At 43.7% G+C, this 15,832-nt stretch carries 16 protein-coding genes and 1 tRNA gene; 6 read left to right on the forward strand and 11 right to left on the reverse strand.

The features are described from left to right. Positions 1-104: 104 nt before the first annotated feature. Complete coding sequence (gene tsaE / locus MICAI_RS17325; RefSeq protein ID WP_008205207.1) at positions 105-575, reverse strand: tRNA (adenosine(37)-N6)-threonylcarbamoyltransferase complex ATPase subunit type 1 TsaE; 471 nt, start codon at positions 573-575, stop codon at positions 105-107. A 338-nt stretch (positions 576-913) separates the two neighbouring features. Here tsaE and MICAI_RS17330 point away from each other — a divergent pair, with 338 nt between their 5' ends. Further along, a complete protein-coding gene (locus MICAI_RS17330) occupies positions 914-2,113 on the forward strand; it encodes a lipid-A-disaccharide synthase-related protein (protein WP_008205209.1) in 1,200 nt (399 codons plus the stop codon). Here the strand turns inward: MICAI_RS17330 and MICAI_RS17335 are convergent. From MICAI_RS17335 to MICAI_RS17345, 3 genes are all read right to left on the reverse strand, one after another. Next, on the reverse strand, positions 2,110-3,690 hold the full coding sequence (locus MICAI_RS17335) for a glycoside hydrolase family 3 N-terminal domain-containing protein (RefSeq protein WP_008205212.1): 1,581 nt from the start codon (positions 3,688-3,690) through the stop codon (positions 2,110-2,112). The genes MICAI_RS17330 and MICAI_RS17335 overlap by 4 nt on opposite strands. A gap of 232 nt (positions 3,691-3,922) precedes the next feature. Next, entirely contained in the window at positions 3,923-4,315 is a 393-nt protein-coding gene (gene rbfA, locus MICAI_RS17340; protein WP_008205213.1) for a 30S ribosome-binding factor RbfA, read from the reverse strand. A gap of 41 nt (positions 4,316-4,356) precedes the next feature. Continuing rightward, positions 4,357-4,554 (reverse strand): DUF751 family protein, encoded by a 198-nt coding sequence (locus MICAI_RS17345; protein WP_002737592.1) that lies wholly within the window; start codon positions 4,552-4,554, stop codon positions 4,357-4,359. Between the two features lie 431 nt (positions 4,555-4,985). Here MICAI_RS17345 and MICAI_RS17350 point away from each other — a divergent pair, with 431 nt between their 5' ends. After that, positions 4,986-6,329 carry a DUF3370 domain-containing protein gene (locus MICAI_RS17350; protein WP_008205215.1) on the forward strand — a complete coding sequence of 448 codons (1,344 nt, stop codon included), beginning with the start codon at positions 4,986-4,988 and terminating at the stop codon, positions 6,327-6,329. A gap of 7 nt (positions 6,330-6,336) precedes the next feature. On the opposite strand, the gene MICAI_RS17355 is transcribed toward MICAI_RS17350, so the two are convergent. After that, positions 6,337-6,849: a TolB family protein gene (locus tag MICAI_RS17355; protein WP_008205217.1), complete on the reverse strand. Its 513-nt coding sequence runs from the start codon at positions 6,847-6,849 to the stop codon at positions 6,337-6,339. Between the two features lie 23 nt (positions 6,850-6,872). Then, positions 6,873-7,088 carry a hypothetical protein gene (locus tag MICAI_RS17360; RefSeq protein ID WP_008205219.1) on the reverse strand — a complete coding sequence of 72 codons (216 nt, stop codon included), beginning with the start codon at positions 7,086-7,088 and terminating at the stop codon, positions 6,873-6,875. Positions 7,089-7,444: 356 nt separating this feature from the next. Here MICAI_RS17360 and MICAI_RS17370 point away from each other — a divergent pair. Further along, positions 7,445-7,518: transfer RNA gene (locus MICAI_RS17370), tRNA-Asp, on the forward strand. 85 nt (positions 7,519-7,603) lie between these two features. Here MICAI_RS17370 and MICAI_RS17375 read toward each other — a convergent pair. Continuing rightward, positions 7,604-10,138 (reverse strand): glycogen/starch/alpha-glucan phosphorylase, encoded by a 2,535-nt coding sequence (locus MICAI_RS17375; RefSeq protein WP_008205221.1) that lies wholly within the window; start codon positions 10,136-10,138, stop codon positions 7,604-7,606. Positions 10,139-10,307: 169 nt separating this feature from the next. On the opposite strand from MICAI_RS17375, the gene hpnA reads away from it, so the two are divergent. Next, positions 10,308-11,294: a hopanoid-associated sugar epimerase gene (gene hpnA, locus MICAI_RS17380; protein WP_008205223.1), complete on the forward strand. Its 987-nt coding sequence runs from the start codon at positions 10,308-10,310 to the stop codon at positions 11,292-11,294. 176 nt (positions 11,295-11,470) lie between these two features. Here hpnA and crcB (MICAI_RS17385) read toward each other — a convergent pair whose 3' ends face one another. Then, the gene (gene crcB / locus MICAI_RS17385; protein WP_008205224.1) at positions 11,471-11,875 is read right to left on the reverse strand and encodes a fluoride efflux transporter CrcB; all 405 of its coding nucleotides are present in this window, start codon (positions 11,873-11,875) and stop codon (positions 11,471-11,473) included. Between the two features lie 145 nt (positions 11,876-12,020). Next, positions 12,021-12,410: a fluoride efflux transporter CrcB gene (crcB, locus tag MICAI_RS17390; protein WP_008205227.1), complete on the reverse strand. Its 390-nt coding sequence runs from the start codon at positions 12,408-12,410 to the stop codon at positions 12,021-12,023. 124 nt (positions 12,411-12,534) lie between these two features. Between crcB (MICAI_RS17390) and rsmA the strand changes: the two genes are divergently transcribed. Continuing rightward, the gene (gene rsmA / locus MICAI_RS17395; RefSeq protein WP_008205229.1) at positions 12,535-13,341 is read left to right on the forward strand and encodes a 16S rRNA (adenine(1518)-N(6)/adenine(1519)-N(6))-dimethyltransferase RsmA; all 807 of its coding nucleotides are present in this window, start codon (positions 12,535-12,537) and stop codon (positions 13,339-13,341) included. A gap of 17 nt (positions 13,342-13,358) precedes the next feature. Beyond that, a complete protein-coding gene (gene ispE, locus MICAI_RS17400; RefSeq protein ID WP_008205231.1) occupies positions 13,359-14,300 on the forward strand; it encodes a 4-(cytidine 5'-diphospho)-2-C-methyl-D-erythritol kinase in 942 nt (313 codons plus the stop codon). A 21-nt stretch (positions 14,301-14,321) separates the two neighbouring features. On the opposite strand, the gene MICAI_RS17405 is transcribed toward ispE, so the two are convergent. Together MICAI_RS17405 and MICAI_RS17410 are read right to left on the reverse strand one after the other, a co-directional pair. After that, positions 14,322-15,134, reverse strand: coding sequence for an urease accessory protein UreD (locus MICAI_RS17405; protein WP_008205233.1), 813 nt, complete (start codon positions 15,132-15,134; stop codon positions 14,322-14,324). A 3-nt stretch (positions 15,135-15,137) separates the two neighbouring features. Then, positions 15,138-15,662, reverse strand: coding sequence for a hypothetical protein (locus MICAI_RS17410; protein ID WP_008205235.1), 525 nt, complete (start codon positions 15,660-15,662; stop codon positions 15,138-15,140). Positions 15,663-15,832 lie beyond the last annotated feature (170 nt).

Genomic DNA, 15,832 nt, shown 5'->3' on the forward strand with positions numbered 1-15,832 from the left:
AAACTATCAGTTCCCCCCTTATCAAGGGGGGATTAAGGGGGGATCGAACCCAACATCTATCTTAGATGCCCAGAGTTACCGCTAAAGTTTGATTGCTTAAAGAGTCAAGTGCTGATGGCGATTCCTGTGGGGTCGCTATTTTTTTCCTCCCCACCGACAAAATTGAGGAGCGCTCGTCGTCCCTGAGCGCCTCGATCGAGTAAAGTAATCTCTAGATAATTTTCCGGCAAAAAAGTTAAACGTTCTGACCATTCGATCGCCACTATCCCTAAATCCACCTCGATTCCCTGCCAATAATTTTCTAGGTACAGGGCCTCGATATCTTGACCCTGCAAACGATACAAATCCAAATGATACAAAGGAAGGCGGCCTTCGCTATATTCGTTAACGAGGGTGAAGGTAGGACTAGCTATAGGCTCTTGAATGCCCAATCCTAGGCCAATTCCCTGTACTAAGGTGGTTTTTCCCGCTCCCAAATCACCTTTTAATAAAATTACACTGCCGGGGGCCAAGGTTTGCCCCAGTTTTTCCCCTAAATTGACAGTAGCTTCTCGATCAGGCAAGTCGATAATCATTTTTTCCCGCTAGGATGCCAATTAACCACTGATTTTAATATAGCGATCAGAGCAGCTTTCTGACATCCTTGGCTCTGGGGGGCAAAATTTGGTCTTTTGATCGAGAAAAATAAAAGCAGTTAAACTAATCTCTTATCTCTTAGTCTTACCTTTGGTCAAATGGTCGTTATCAAGACAGAGATAAGCGATCGGCGAAACCTTCTGGTAGATTAGACTAAATGGGAGTTGGTTAACTGCTTTTATAAAATTGATGGTTCCCTAACCATCAGCATTGTCTAGGGTCGAAGGTAATAAAACAACCGAAGTTTAGGACTTTAAGCTAGAAGTTAAGAAAAACAGTGAAATTATTATTTTTGAGTAATGGCCACGGTGAAGATGAGATCGCGATCCGGATTATCAAAAGACTGCAATCATCTCCCCACTGTCCGGATATTACTGCTTTACCCCTAGTGGGTAACGGTTATGCTTATACTCGTCTGGGGATTCCCCTTCTCGATCGAGGTCAAAAAATGCCCTCTGGGGGTTTTATCACTGGGGATGTCAAACAATTATGGCGAGATCTGCGGGAGGGATTATTAGGATTAACCTCCCGTCAATACCGTCTGGTCAGAAATTGGGGCCAAGAAGGGGGAAAAATTGTCGCAGTGGGAGATATCTTACCCCTGGCCCTTGCTTGGTTGAGCGAGACAGATTATGCTTTTGTGGGAACGGCTAAATCGGAATACTATCTCCGGGATGAGCAGGGATGGTTAGATAGTAGCTCGATGATCGATCGCCTCTGGGGTTCCTACTATTATCCCTGGGAACGCTGGTTAATGGCTCATCCTCGCTGTCGGGGAGTTTTTCCCCGGGATAGTTTAACTAGCAAAATTTTACAACAGTGGTCAATTGCCGTTGTCGATGGGGGTAATCCGATGATGGATGACCTTTTACCCGCAATAACGGGCGATTTTCCCCAAGATTGCCTAACTATTCTGCTGCTACCCGGTTCGCGCTTTCCCGAATCTCTCCACAATTGGCAGCAAATTCTCGCAGCTGTGGCGGCCATTATCGGCCGTTTTCCCGATTACAAGCTGGAATTTTTGGCGGCGATCGCTCCTTCCCTCCCCCTAGAATCTTTTACGGCTGCTTTAACTTCCCAGGGTTGGCGAGAACACAGCATAAATAAGTTTATTTGTCAAGAAGTATTTATAACTATTTCTCAAAGGGATTACGCCGAATATTTAGGCCGTTGCCATCTAGCGATCGCCATGGCGGGAACTGCCACGGAACAGTTCGTCGGTTTGGGTAAACCGGCGATCACAATTGCGGGATCTGGACCACAGTTTACTGCTCATTTTGCCACACTGCAACAGCGTTTATTAGGCTGTTCAATTCTCTTGGGCGATAGTGCCGAGTCAGTGGCAGACAAGTTAGAATATTTATTACAAAATCCCCCAAAGTGGCAAGAAATCGCCTTTAATGGTCGTCAGAGAATGGGAGCGGCCGGTGCCTCCGATCGCATTGCACAATGGTTACTAGGCAATTTTTGCCCTTAAACGAAAGTATCGGTCTGATTTTCGCCGCTAGTGGGCCCCTCAAAAATAGTTTCTAGGGCAATTTTTTGGGCGCTTGGTTGTTGTCCGTAGCTGAAAAGATAGGGAATTTCTCCGCTTTGTTGACGAAACCACTGGAAAACGTAGGGACTACCATAAATAATCAATGCTTGAATTTGTCCAGTTTTCAGCAAAGCTTGATAGATAGCTTTCGTTTCGTCGCTTAATCCAGCACTACCCCGAAAAGGATTACCACGGATAAATACTTGTAGGAGAGTCGTTTCTGGGGAGACGAGGGACTGATTAAAGGTACTACGGTCGATTATTTGGGTTTGATAACCCCATTGTCGGGGAATTGTCACCGCCGGACAAGAGCGATCGAGAAAGTCACAGTTGAGTAAATCATCGATAATGATTAAATTGCGGCCTTGAGTAGCTTTAATCGGTAAATTACCGCTAACTGTTTGGGAATCTTTTAAAATATCCCTGACAATCTCTAGAGCTTGCGGTGCCGCTAAACTGCTTAAGGATTCTAAGAATGGCTGTCTTTGCCCTAATTTCTCTTTTGCTCGTTGAATACGCTGCCAAGAATCATTAATTCTCGCTTCGCTAATTGTACCCGCTTGCACGGCACTATACACAGCTTCGATCGCTTCGATCGGATCGGGAGGCATTAACAGTATATCGGCCCCCGCCTGTACCGCCCTCACTGCTAGGGCGGCAGCGCTGGCAATTTTGGTTACTCCTCCCATAATCAGGGCATCGGTGACGATTAAACCCTGAAAACCGAGATTTTGGCGCAGTTTTTCCCCGAGAATTTTCGAGGAAAGAGTGGCGGGAAATTCGGCATCCCAAGCGGGAATTAACAGATGGCCTGACATAATACTATCAACCCCCGACTCGATCGCTGCTTGAAAGGGCGGCAATTCGATCGCTTCTAGGCGATGATGATCGTGGTTGATGATGGGAAGATCGAGATGGGAGTCATTGCTGGTGTCACCGTGGCCGGGAAAATGTTTGGCCGTGGTCAAAACTGGATAGGAATTCGCCCCTAAAATAAAAGCTTGAGCTAGATTAGCGACGATTTCGGGAGTTTCAGCGAAGGAACGAATATTAATAACGGGATTGTCGGGATTATTGTTCACATCGACAATTGGGGCTAAAATCCAGTTAATCCCGATCGCTAGTGCTTCCTTAGCGGTAATTGCTCCCATTTCTCTAGCATATTCTGTGGCTTTTGTCAAGCTTTTTTCGGCTATTTTTCCTAAAGCCATCGGGGGGGGAAACCAAGTAGCGCCGGAAAACCTTTGGCCGACTCCCTCCTCGATATCGGCGGCGATGAGGAGAGGATTATCGCCGGACCAACTTTGTAATTGTTGGCTGCGGAAAGCGATTTCGGCGGCGCTGCCTCCTAAGAGAATCACCCCACCGAGGTGGAGGGTTTCTAACCAATGTTTCAGGGTGGCGTTGACGGGTTCCCAAGCAGGATAGCGGATTTGTTGGTCAAAGAGATAGCCGGAAGCGCGGACTACTATCATCTGACCAATACGTTCTTTTAGGGATAAAATGCGATCGCTCACTATTCAGTTATCAGTTATCAGTTATCAGTTATCAGTTATCAGTTTCTGAAGGCAAGAGGCAAGAGGCAAAGGGCAGAATCTGGCAACTCTCCTACCTAAAAAGAAAGTTAGAAACTAAGCACATCAGAGATTTTAGCCTAACCAATTAGGTTTTAGTTTCTGGAAATTTATCAGGTTTAAGTTTTAAGTTGCCAGTTTTGCCTAAATTTAGTTATCCTCTACTGATCACTGTTCACTGGTCACTGATATCGGAATCGTCATCTTCTGGGGGTCTATCGCTTTTAATATGATCGAGAAGGTGTAACATTTGATCGCCGCGTTCGAGGGAAGAATCTTCTAGAAAGACCACTTCGGGGGTACGTCTCAGACGGATACGTTGGCCTAGTTCACGCCGGACGAATCCCGCGGCAGCTTTTAAACCGGCCATAGTTTCGGCCTTTGCATCTTGGTTGCCGTAGATAGACACAAAAATCCTAGCGTGTTGTAGGTCGTGGGAGAGGTCCACATCGGTAACGCTCACCATACCGGCACCGACGCGATCATCTTTAATTTCCATTAATAACATTTGGCTGACCTCGCGCTTAATTAGCGAGGACACGCGAGATACTCGACGGTCGTTAGCCATAATTTTTGTCCCCTAAAAACAGCGAAACCCCTACCATTGTATCAAGCTAATCCGAGCATGGCTTTGAGGGTGAAATAAAGAAAGGCGAAAGTTCCCCCCAGAAAACCCACAAGTGCGATCGCTGTGAGGGGATTTTTTAATAAAGGGGCTAACCAGCCGAAAAAGGCGAAGAAAATCCCTAAACTAAAGCTAATCAGATAGCGGGGGTAACGGCTCACGTTATCAAAAAAGTCGCCCATAAATTTTGTTTATTATCTTTGTCCGTAAGTAAGTATAGCAGTAAGCTTCGATCCTGAGCTACCATTACCAGTAAACTTAAAATCCTATCTCTCATTAATTTCTCATGATTTCCCCGGAGATATTTTAAGGGAGTAAATCAAGTATGTGTTAAGTATTGAATTAATTTTCTACCATTTGAGGAATTGCCAAGGCTGATCACTGATATTGAAGGCGTAAGTCGGGATTCTCCTCTTTTCTCGGTCGTTGCTTAGAGCGCATTTTCACTGACTCACCTCCGACTTCTCCGTCTGGTTTTACCGTTTTTTATTTCCTTTCTCTGGGATGATCAGCTACTCTTGATAATTAAGCTTCTTGCTGAAGTTGACACCAATGACTGCCTTCCTCCTATCGTAGCTGAGGAATGCTATGATCAAAAATTAATGATCTTGAGATGGTAATTTGCGTGATCTTGCCTGTTTTGCTACCCATTGCCCAAACTCCCCCTAGTGTAGAAATAATTCGACCGGCCCAGGTGCGTCCTTTACCGAATCAACTAGATCAAGTTCCCGTTTTTAATAGCAATAGTCCCGAATTATTGCTAGGAGAAGGGATTTTACTTTCCACTTTTCCCCCCCAAGAGAAAAGTTTTCCCTCGGCCCATTTAAATTATGCTTTTCAGGGACGCTTTGATATTTTTGCCCACCATGTAGCTAGGGGGAATTTCCCCGATAATTTACGCAGCCTTTATTTGGGGATATTACTCCACAATCCTAGTTCTAATCCAGTCACCGTTAAAATTCTGCAAGGGGCCAGTTATTTGAGTCAACCGGATGCAGCTTTTATCGATTTACCTGCACAAGTGGAAAATAATCAGGGGACGGTTTTTGCCGGTCCAGGAAGTCGGGTAATGGGGGATATTTTAATGGGGCAGCGTCAGGATATTTTTCCCGATAGGATTATTATTCCCCCTGGGGAGAGTTTTATGGTCTTAAATGCGGCGATTCCCGTGCGCGATTTGACTCCACCCTTAAACGGTAGATCCACTTATCTCCGTCTGGAAAGTGACGGTCTTCTCTACGCTGCTAGTTTAGCTCTTTATGCAGCCCTAGACGAAAATGGGCAAGAAAGACCCCCAAATCTGACAGAATGGGAAAATCTGCTGGAAAAAGGCGATTTATCGACTCCGCGCGATCGAGCGCCCACTCCTCCCAATAGTCAAGGACAGATAATTTATGGACGGGTAGCGGGGGTGTCCCAAGGTTCAGCCTGGCCCGCCCGATTGGTCGATCGAGCTTCTTTATGGTTAAATATTCCTGATTCTGGTCAATCTATAGCCTATGGGATTAGTACCCTACCTGGAGGCAAACTGGGAACGGAACAAAATCAAAGTGCTAGTATGTTAGTTCGCTATCCCGATACGGCCTATCAAGCTCATGGTAATTACGGTGTGGAATATAGGTTAAGTTTACCTCTATTTAATCGAAGTGATGAGGCGAAAACGGTGACTATTGCGCTAGAAACACCGATTAAAGAGAATGTTATCGGTCAGGGTTTGCGTTTTCTCGATCCGGCTGCCCCACAAGTGTTTTTTCGGGGAACAGTAGCCGTCAATTATAGCGATGACCAAGGACGGGCAGAAAGCAGATTTTTCCATCTCGTCCAAAGACGCGGACAAGAGGGAGAATCTTTAGTGACTCTGACTATTCCTCCGGGGGATTGGCGTGTAGTACAGGTAAATTTTTTATATCCACCAGATGCCACTCCTCCGCAGGTTTTAACGATTAAGACCGAGTAGAACAAGTTTAAAATTGGCCGTTAACGATGGCAATATTCCATTGACCGTCTTGGTTGGTTTCAAAGGCAATTTGGCGACCATCACCGCTAATGGTGGGATTACGCACGCTTCCCCGCAGGTTAGCGGTTAATAGGGTTGCACGGGACTGGGAACGATCATACACCATGACATCACTTTTACCGCGTTCGCTGGAGATATAGGCAATTAAACGACCGTCAGCATTCAGAGATGGCTGATCTTGGCTAGAATCGCCACGATTTAGGTTAGGAAGATTAACTAGGCGCTTTTCTTGCAGATCGAATAAATATATACTACGACGACCGGAGCGATCGGAAGCGAAGGCTAAATAGCGACCATCAGCACTATAACTGGGAAATTGATCGGGGGCAAAACTATTTAAACCACCGACGGGAACTTGAGGAGTAATCAAAAGAGGGGAATTACAGCCACTTATTCCCGATAAAAGTCCAAAAGAGGCCAAAAATCGCCCCAGCCAGATAAAAAATTTTTTTTCTTTCATCTTGACTTTTGACCCCAAATGTGCTAGTAACTTTCTTCCTTGCCGACGGTTTTGAGGGTAAGTAGTTGATTGCCTTGACTGAGACTATCGGCGATCGCTTCTCGAATCGGCAGGTCAATACTGGTTTCAGCGAGGATTTCTTGGGCTTTTTGTCGCAAATCTGCTCCAGTATCGGCATCTACTTGGTCTAGATCGAGTAATTCCTGCGATAGATGTTCGATCGAATTCGGGTTAGTCATAGCTCAGGCTCCCAACAAGCTTAATTACAATCCCATTGTAAAGAGGGTTCGGTCCCTAATTGGGGATTTTTTGGCTTTAATTCAGTATTGATAAGCTGTTCGTAATTTAAATTGCTTGTTGAGATCAGGCGGTCGGCAGGAGGCAGGAGATTATTTTTATTTATTCTCCCCACTCCCCTCTCCCCCCGCAACGGCTCGCAGTGGTCTCCCCCCACTCCCCAATTCATAATTCCTCCTCTCCCCATTTCATAATTCATCATTCATAATTCATAATTCCCTCTCCCTCAAAAAAATTTTCCTAGAGGTGCTTGACATAACCCTGATGATGAAGTTACAATCAGAATTGTCGCAAAAATGGGATTGTAGTTCAATTGGTTAGAGCACCGCCCTGTCACGGCGGAAGTTGCGGGTTCGAGCCCCGTCAATCCCGTAAAAATCTAGATTAGAGTCGCCCAGGGCCGGTTAACCTGTGGGCAGTAGGATAAATAAACAAGCTCCTACTGCCTAGATTTGTTCTAATTTACCGATAAACCGGCATTAGCTTGAATATAATCGGGTAATTCAATCTTTACCGGTTGTACCCGCCAGATTTCCTCGCAATATTCCCGAATCGATCGATCGCTAGAGAATTTCCCCATGCGGGCCACATTAAGAATTGCTAAACGACTCCAATGTTCTTGATCTTGATAGGCGCGACCGACTTCTTCCTGACAGTCGATATAGGACTGATAATCAGCCAGTAACATATAGGGATCATCGTAGATAAGATTATCCACAAGCGGACGAAATAAACTACTATCACCCCGGCTAAAAAATCCCGAACCAATGAGGTCTAATACTGCCCGCAATTCTTCGTTATGGTAATAGTATTCTTGGGGATTATAACCGGCAGCTTTCTTAGCATAAACCTCCTGGGTGGTCAAGCCAAAAAGAAAGAAATTTTCCGCCCCCACCTCTTCACGAATTTCGATATTTGCCCCATCGAGAGTACCGATAGTTAAGGCCCCATTCATAGAGAATTTCATATTACCGGTTCCCGAAGCTTCTTTCCCGGCCGTGGAAATTTGTTCAGACAAGTCGGCAGCTGGATAAACCCGTTGACCGAAGGTGACATTATAATCGGGCAGGAAAACCACTTTTAAACGTCCTCCAATTGTCGGATCATTATCGATCACTTCTGCCACAGAATTAATCAATTTAATGATTAATTTGGCCATAAAATAACCCGGGGCTGCCTTACCACCAAAAATAAAGGTACGGGGGGTAATATCGAGATTGTGATTATTTTTGAGGCGATGATAGAGAGTAACGATATGTAAAACGTTGAGATGTTGCCGTTTATATTCGTGAATGCGTTTTACCTGCACATCAAAGAGGGTACTAGGATCAACTTTAATCCCGACTTTTTTATCGATATAATTGGCTAAATCTGCCTTAATATCGTATTTAATTTGTCGCCAAGAGTCCCGAAATCCCCCATCATCCACATAGTTTTCTAAACCGCGTAAATCCTCCAGATGTTTAATCCAATTTTCGCCGATTTTTTCGGTAATTGCAAAAGTCAAGCGGGGATTACTAGAAACTATCCAGCGTCGGGGAGTAACCCCATTGGTTTTGTTGCTAAACTTTTCGGGAAAGAGTTCATAGAAATCGCGAAGAACATCTTTTTTTAGTAATTCTGTATGGAGAGCTGCCACCCCATTAATTGCCTGGGAACCCACACAGGCGAGGTGAGCCATACGGACGTATTTTTCGCCGCTTTCATCGATTATAGACAAACGGGACATTTTGCCATCATCATGGGGATAAATAATGCGAATTTTATCCAAGAAACGATGGTTAATTTCGTAGATAATTTCCATTAATCGCGGTAAAAGACGACCAAAAATACTCAAAGGCCATTTTTCTAAAGCTTCTGGCAAAAGAGTATGATTGGTATAAGCGAAGGTATTTTGAGTAATAAACCAAGCTTTATCCCAATCGAAATGATGTACATCAATTAACAAGCGCATTAACTCAGCTACCCCGACAGAAGGGTGAGTATCATTCAATTGTACCGACCATTTTTGATGAAAATTATCGAGACTGGGGTTCTCATGTAAGTGAATACGAATCAGATCCTGTAGGGAACAGGAAACAAAGAAATATTGCTGTTCTAAACGCAGTTCTTTGCCTTGAATTGGTTCATCGTTAGGATAGAGAACTTTACTGATATTTTCCGAGTGAACTTTATTATCCACCGCGCCATAATAATCGCCACGATTAAAGCGACCAAAATCAAAAGATTCACAAGCTTCTGATTTCCAGAGACGCATGGTATTAGCGGTGTTAACTCGATAGCCGAGAATTGGGGTATCGTAGGGAATTCCTTTGACTACATAATCGGGAATCCAATGACTGCGATAATTACCATTTTCGTCGATGTAGGATTCGGTATAACCGCCAAATTTTACCTCTACCGATGATTCCGGTCGGGCAATTTCCCAGGGATTTCCATACTGTAACCACTTATCGGTTATTTCCACCTGCCAACCGTCGTGAATTTCTTGATCAAAGATACCAAATTCGTAGCGAATACCGTAACCAATAGCTGGAATTTCTAGGGTAGAAAGGGAATCGAGATAACAGGCAGCTAAACGACCTAAACCACCATTTCCTAACCCCGGTTCTTCTTCCTGAGCAATTAATTCTTCTAGTTTTAATCCCGATTCGCTGACAGCTTTCTGCACTTGTTCGTAGATACCGAGATTAATTAAATTATTAGCCAAATGGGGGCCGACTAAAAATTCGGCCGAGAGATAACAAACGGTTCTGACATCTTTTTTTAGATAGGTTTGTTGGGTGGTTAACCAACGCTGCAATAAACGATCGCGGATGGTATAAGCTAGGGCCATGTAAAGATCGTTTTTGCTGGCTAATTCCGGTAATTTACCTTGAATATAGAGTAAATTATCCCTTAAAGCCCGTCGGATAGTTTCTGTGTCTAATCCTGTTCTGTCGTCTTCGATGATAATCGGACAAACAAAACTCGTGTCTGAAGATGTATCCATAGGAGTGTTTTTACTGAAGATTGGCTGCTCTTAGTTTAAGATAACCAGACCCAAAATTATATCAAGAAAAGCTTAAATCTTGACTAAGATTAAGGTATAGTAATAATAAAGTTAAGGTGATTAAATGTCAGTTACCGATAGGAAGCGAAAATAGGGGAAAGTTTGAGCAATGCGTGCTTTTGTGACGGGTGGAACGGGTTTTATCGGGGCGAATTTAGTGCGATTGCTTTTAGTCGAAGGCTACCAAGTGCGCGTCCTCGTCCGTCCCCACAGTAATCTCAGAAATTTGTGGGGTTTAGATATCGAAATTGTCTGGGGTAATTTAAATGATGAGAACTTATTTAAATTAATGGTCGGATGCGAAGTTCTCTTTCATGTAGCGGCACAATATTCTCTCTGGCAAAAGGATAGACATCAACTCTACCAAAACAATGTTTTAGGTACAAGAAATGTTCTAGAATCGGCGCATCTAGCGGGAATTACCAGAATAGTTTATACCAGTTCCGTGGCCGCTATTGGAGTGGGTAAAAAGGGTGAAAGTGTCGATGAAACTTATCAAAGTCCCGCCCATCAATTAGTGGGTTATTATAAAAAATCGAAGTATTGGGCAGAACAGGAAGCATTGAAAGCAGCACAAAGAGGACAGGATATCGTTATAGTTAATCCTAGTACGCCCATAGGAGCCTTTGATATTAAGCCTACACCCACCGGCGACATTATTCTCCGTTTTTTGCGACGAAAAATGCCCGCTTATGTGAATACGGGATTAAATCTAATTGATGTGCGCGATGTGGCCTGGGGACATTTATTAGCTTTAGAAAAGGGCAGAACTGGCGAAAGATATATTTTAGGTCATCAAAACACTTCTTTAAAAACTTTGTTGACAGAATTAGCCAAAATTACCGGCATAAATGCCCCGAAAATTGTTTTACCTTTTTGGATTCCTTTACTAATAGCTTGGTTAGATGAAAAAGTTCTTCCTGTCCTCGGAAAATCCCCCTCTATACCCCTTGATGGCGTGAAAATGTCAAAACAGTCCATGTACTACGATTCCTCGAAGGCAGTGCAAGAACTAGGCTTACCCCAATCGCCGATTAGACAAGCTTTAGCCGATGCCATCGATTGGTTTCAAACCAATGGAGACATTACTTATTAACACTGAGTAGGAAAGGAAAAAAATGGTCTCAATTGTGCTGAGATGCTTAAGTAGTTAGGTGTTAAAAGTTGTCAGACATCCCCCTTATTAAGGTAGTAGGGTTGATTCATGAATCAACCCTACTATGAATCAACCCTAGGGGCAGGGGGCATCTGATGCAAAATCTATTTAATAACTCATCTAGGAAACCCCGTTCTTGCTAAAATAACTCCAATTTTAAGCGCCATCATCCCCCCAAGAACACTGCCCAACCAGTAAATTAAACTGAAAGTCACGTTTCCCTGCTCTAAAAACTTGTTAACCTCCAAACTATAGGCGGAAAAAGTTGTATAGGAACCACAAAAACCCGTGGCAATCATCAATCCTAATTCTGGGGCAATTATGCGAATATTTTCCTTAACCATAGTAAAAATATAGGCAATAATTAAACAACCAGAAACATTGACAAAAAATGTTCCCAAAAATCCCCATTCTTGACCGAAAATACTGTCAATTAATTCTCCGATATAAAAACGACTCAAAGCCCCAAAAATAGCCCCAATCGCCACGAATAAACTATAACGTCCCCTGAAAAAATTCATGCTGTCTCTCCTGTCCTTCAATAGTCAATAAATTGGAGAATTAAGTAGCTGGTTATAATTAAATTTAAAATGGATTTTAGGTTCGATCTCCCCTTAATCACCCCTTGATAAGGGGGGCATCTGATAGTTTTTAACGCCTACCTACTTAACCTAGAAAAAATTGGGCAATAGCTGCCCCGATTCTCACGGCAATCAATCCGAAAATGATACTAGCAACGGCAAAAAAAAGACTGAGAAAATTTTGCTGATTGCGCCAGAGGATCAATATATCTAAACTATAGGTAGAAAAGGTGGTATAAGCTCCTAAAAATCCCGTTCTAACCATTAAATCTAGTGCGTGGGAATAAAAGGGAAAACTGGGTAAAATAGCCCCAAAAAAGCCGATAGCTAGACAGCCAGTTAAATTAATAATAAAGGTTCCAGATGGAAAGCGCAAGCCGAATTTTGCTTTTGTCCATTCGGTAATATGATAACGAGATAACGCCCCCGGAACCGCTCCGGCTACAATTGCGAAAACATCGTTCAAATCTGACATTGTATCTAATTTTTTTGCTATCTTTGTCTAGGCTCTATGATAATTGATGCGCTTATTGATCGCATGGCCGATATTTTCAGGGGTGTTATTGTCGAGGACAACCCTCTGACTTTAAAATAGAGGGATGAAAATTCAACCGCGTAAACGTTTTGGACAACATTGGTTAAAAGATGAATCGATACTCGATCGCATCATCGGCGCTGCTAATTTACAATCAGAGGATCGGGTATTAGAAATCGGCCCTGGTACAGGCATTTTAACCCGTCGTCTTCTCGATGGCGCTCAATTGGTTGTCGCTGTAGAAATCGATCGAGATCTATGGACAATTTTAAATAAAAAATTTGGCCAACAAGATAACTTTCATCTCATCCCGGGGGACTTTCTTAGCCTTAAACCCGAGCAACTGCCGCCAGTTAATAAAGTAGTGGCTAATATTCCCTATAATATCACCGGTCCGATCCTCGAAAAGCTGCTCGGTTCGATCGCCCATCCCTTCACCCCCCCGTACCAGAGTATTACCCTCTTAGTCCAGAAAGAAGTCGCCGAAAGATTAGTCGCTGTCCCCTCCAGCAAAGCTTACAGCGCTCTCAGCGTCCGCATTCAATACCTTGCTGATTGTCAATGGATTTGTGACGTACCCCGGCGGGCCTTTTCTCCACCTCCCCAAGTGGATTCGGCGGTAATTCAGCTTTTACCCCGTGTTTTGCCTAATAATGTCAGTAATCCGGCTTTTTTATCCACTTTAATTAGCTGGGGTTTTGCCAACCGGCGCAAAATGTTACGCAATAATCTAAAAAATTGTCTAGATAGCGATCGATTAAGCCAAATCCTGACACAATTAGAAATTAATCCCCTCGCTCGCGCCGAAGATCTCAGTTTATCGCAATGGATTGACTTGGCGGAAAAATTAGGTCAATTGCCAAAATTTTAGATTTTTTTCCTTGACAAATGCACAGTTATACCCTTCTAGCCCCCGCTAAAATTAACTTATATCTAGAAATCGTTGGCGATCGCCCTGATGGTTTCCACGAGTTAGTCATGGTGATGCAGACGGTGGGATTATGCGATCGCATCACTCTCCGGCCGAACGGATTGCAGGAATTCCGTCTCTTTTGCTCTCATCCCCTCGTCCCCCAAGATAGCAGTAATCTCGCCCATCGGGCTGCCACTTTGATGGCGAAGGAATTCCCCCGCGTCTTTGCCAATTACGGCGGCATCGATATCACCATCGAGAAATATATTCCCGTGGCTGCCGGTTTAGCGGGGGGTTCCACCAACGCGGCGGCGGTGTTAGTCGGTATCGATTTAATCTGGGAATTAGGCTTAACCCGTCCGGAATTAGAAACTTTAGCGGCAAGATTGGGGTCCGATACTTCCTTTTGTGTGACAGGAGGAACGGTTATCTGTACGGGAAGGGGAGAAATTCTCGATCCGATCGCTCCTCTAACTGGATTATGGGTTATTTTAGCTAAATACGATCATTTATCCGTTCCTACACCCTGGGCCTACCAAAGCTATCGGCAAAAATTTCAGGATACCTATCTGTCTTCTCCAGAGGACTTTCATCACCGTCGTCAGCAGGTGAGTTCCGGGGCTTTGGTACAAGCGATCGCACAGAAAAAACCAGCCGCTATCGGCAAATTTATCCATAATGACCTCGAAAAGGTGGTTTTACCCGAATTTCCCCTCGTAGCCGAGTTAAGACAGGTTCTAGGGGATTTAGGCGGCTTGGGAACGATGATGTCAGGCTCTGGCCCGACGGTTTTTACTCTCTGTTCATCTCAGGAAGTGGCGGAAACTATCGTTAAAGAGGCCCGGGAAATTCTCGTCGCTCCCGATCTACAATTTTGGATAGCCCCAATCACCGATACAGGCATTCAAGTGACTTGAGAAAATGACAATTAACCGCCTTTACCAAGATAACCAAACTCGCGGAATAATTGCCTCTCGATCGCTTATTTCTCGTCTTAAAATTTGCCAAACCTGCTGAAACCATTGTCGCACCTCACCGCTAGAATTGCCCCGATAACGACATAAAAGACCATCTCCTAAAGTGCTAGTAACTCCCATCTCTCCTTCTAGGGAAAAATCTCTCACTTTCTCGATTAAATTTCTTCCCACCGGTTGACCGATATAAACTAAAGTACCGATCATGGCACTATTATTTAAACCAGAAAATCCCTCGATCATTTTACCACCCAACAGGAAGGATCGATCAATCCATAAAGGTTGTCCCGATCGCCAAATTTCCCAATTAGAATGCCATTCTCCCGCTAAAAATTTCTCGCCTCGCGCACTGCGGCCAAAACGGGTAATTTCCCATCCCAGCCAACTGCTATTTTCCCCTAAATCCACTCGTAAATGTTGGCGAAATGCTGCACCATTAAAGATAATTGTTTCTTGGGGTAGCCATTCTAACCCGGCATTGTCATCGATTTTAATCTCGATTAATTGCTGTGCCATCTGACCGTTACTCTGGTAAACTTTTCCAGCAGAAGCAGTGGTAATCAGGGCATTAGTAGCGGCTTGGAGATGAATTTTTTGTTGCAGAACATCACCCCCAACTATTCCCCCCGCCGTGTGTAAAATCACCGTATGACAAAGGTTTTTTCCTTCGGGATAAAAAGGTCTTTGTACTTTTAAAGGAGCGGTAGCATAGACGTGATTAATCTCGGTTGCGAGATTTTTTTGCTTGTAAATTAGTTCTAGGTTTCCCTGCCACATTATTTATTGATCCTCGGTCATGGTTTCTAGAAATTGCCGATAATTTTCGGGACTGAGATTAATTTTAACTTCTATTTGCTGTTCTTTATCCCTGATCAGTAAAATATATTCACTTTCCGCTTTTTTGCCGACTAGGAGAGGATTTTTTAGCTCGAATTTTTGATAAACTAGATGGGGTTTCGTCACCCGAATAACTAAACTAGGTTGGGATTGAGGATAAATGTCTAATTGCTCCCGTTCCCGATCTAAAATTAATTGTTTAGGTGTCATGCTTCTTTCGTCAGCAAAAGTAGATTTATGCCAATAGAGGGTAATCCCCCGAATTTGAGGCATTTGGATGCTAAACTTTTCATCAAAACCTTGCTGCTCCCAATTAATATCTTCCAGAGAGCCAGTATCGGGAATTAAACGCTGTTGCCAGAAGACTTCCTTAAGATTTAAATCTTGCCACCATTGGCTAATAATTTGGAAATTCTCCAGATTATCGGGGTGGGGATTGGCACTTTGCCAGAGGAGAGGAGTAAGCATTTTGGGGTAATTTTTGCGCTGGGAAAATCAGGTTAATAGTTTTCGCTGGAGTTAAGGGATCATTAAGCTCAATTATCATCGATTCTCGAGCTGCCGATCGGGCCATGGTATTAACTCTCGATCGCATTTTTATTTTATCCTAAATTATCGAGGGAAAAACTGCTAAAAGT

It is taken from the genome of Microcystis sp. T1-4, assembly GCF_000297435.1.
In the GTDB taxonomy this organism is placed as follows: Bacteria; Cyanobacteriota; Cyanobacteriia; order Cyanobacteriales; family Microcystaceae; genus Microcystis.

What these genes read in the sequence shown, in the direction of transcription:
- rsmA (WP_008205229.1), top strand. Translation starts at nt 12,535, where the DNA reads ATGAAAATTCAACCGCGTAAACGTTTTGGACAACATTGGTTAAAAGAT.
- tsaE (WP_008205207.1), bottom strand. Translation starts at nt 575, where the DNA reads ATGATTATCGACTTGCCTGATCGAGAAGCTACTGTCAATTTAGGGGAA.
- crcB (WP_008205224.1), bottom strand. Translation starts at nt 11,875, where the DNA reads ATGAATTTTTTCAGGGGACGTTATAGTTTATTCGTGGCGATTGGGGCT.
- MICAI_RS17405 (WP_008205233.1), bottom strand. Translation starts at nt 15,134, where the DNA reads ATGTGGCAGGGAAACCTAGAACTAATTTACAAGCAAAAAAATCTCGCA.
- MICAI_RS17350 (WP_008205215.1), top strand. Translation starts at nt 4,986, where the DNA reads ATGGTAATTTGCGTGATCTTGCCTGTTTTGCTACCCATTGCCCAAACT.
- MICAI_RS17410 (WP_008205235.1), bottom strand. Translation starts at nt 15,662, where the DNA reads ATGCTTACTCCTCTCCTCTGGCAAAGTGCCAATCCCCACCCCGATAAT.
- MICAI_RS17355 (WP_008205217.1), bottom strand. Translation starts at nt 6,849, where the DNA reads ATGAAAGAAAAAAAATTTTTTATCTGGCTGGGGCGATTTTTGGCCTCT.
- MICAI_RS17345 (WP_002737592.1), bottom strand. Translation starts at nt 4,554, where the DNA reads ATGGGCGACTTTTTTGATAACGTGAGCCGTTACCCCCGCTATCTGATT.
- crcB (WP_008205227.1), bottom strand. Translation starts at nt 12,410, where the DNA reads ATGTCAGATTTGAACGATGTTTTCGCAATTGTAGCCGGAGCGGTTCCG.
- MICAI_RS17360 (WP_008205219.1), bottom strand. Translation starts at nt 7,088, where the DNA reads ATGACTAACCCGAATTCGATCGAACATCTATCGCAGGAATTACTCGAT.
- ispE (WP_008205231.1), top strand. Translation starts at nt 13,359, where the DNA reads ATGCACAGTTATACCCTTCTAGCCCCCGCTAAAATTAACTTATATCTA.
- hpnA (WP_008205223.1), top strand. Translation starts at nt 10,308, where the DNA reads ATGCGTGCTTTTGTGACGGGTGGAACGGGTTTTATCGGGGCGAATTTA.
- rbfA (WP_008205213.1), bottom strand. Translation starts at nt 4,315, where the DNA reads ATGGCTAACGACCGTCGAGTATCTCGCGTGTCCTCGCTAATTAAGCGC.
- MICAI_RS17375 (WP_008205221.1), bottom strand. Translation starts at nt 10,138, where the DNA reads ATGGATACATCTTCAGACACGAGTTTTGTTTGTCCGATTATCATCGAA.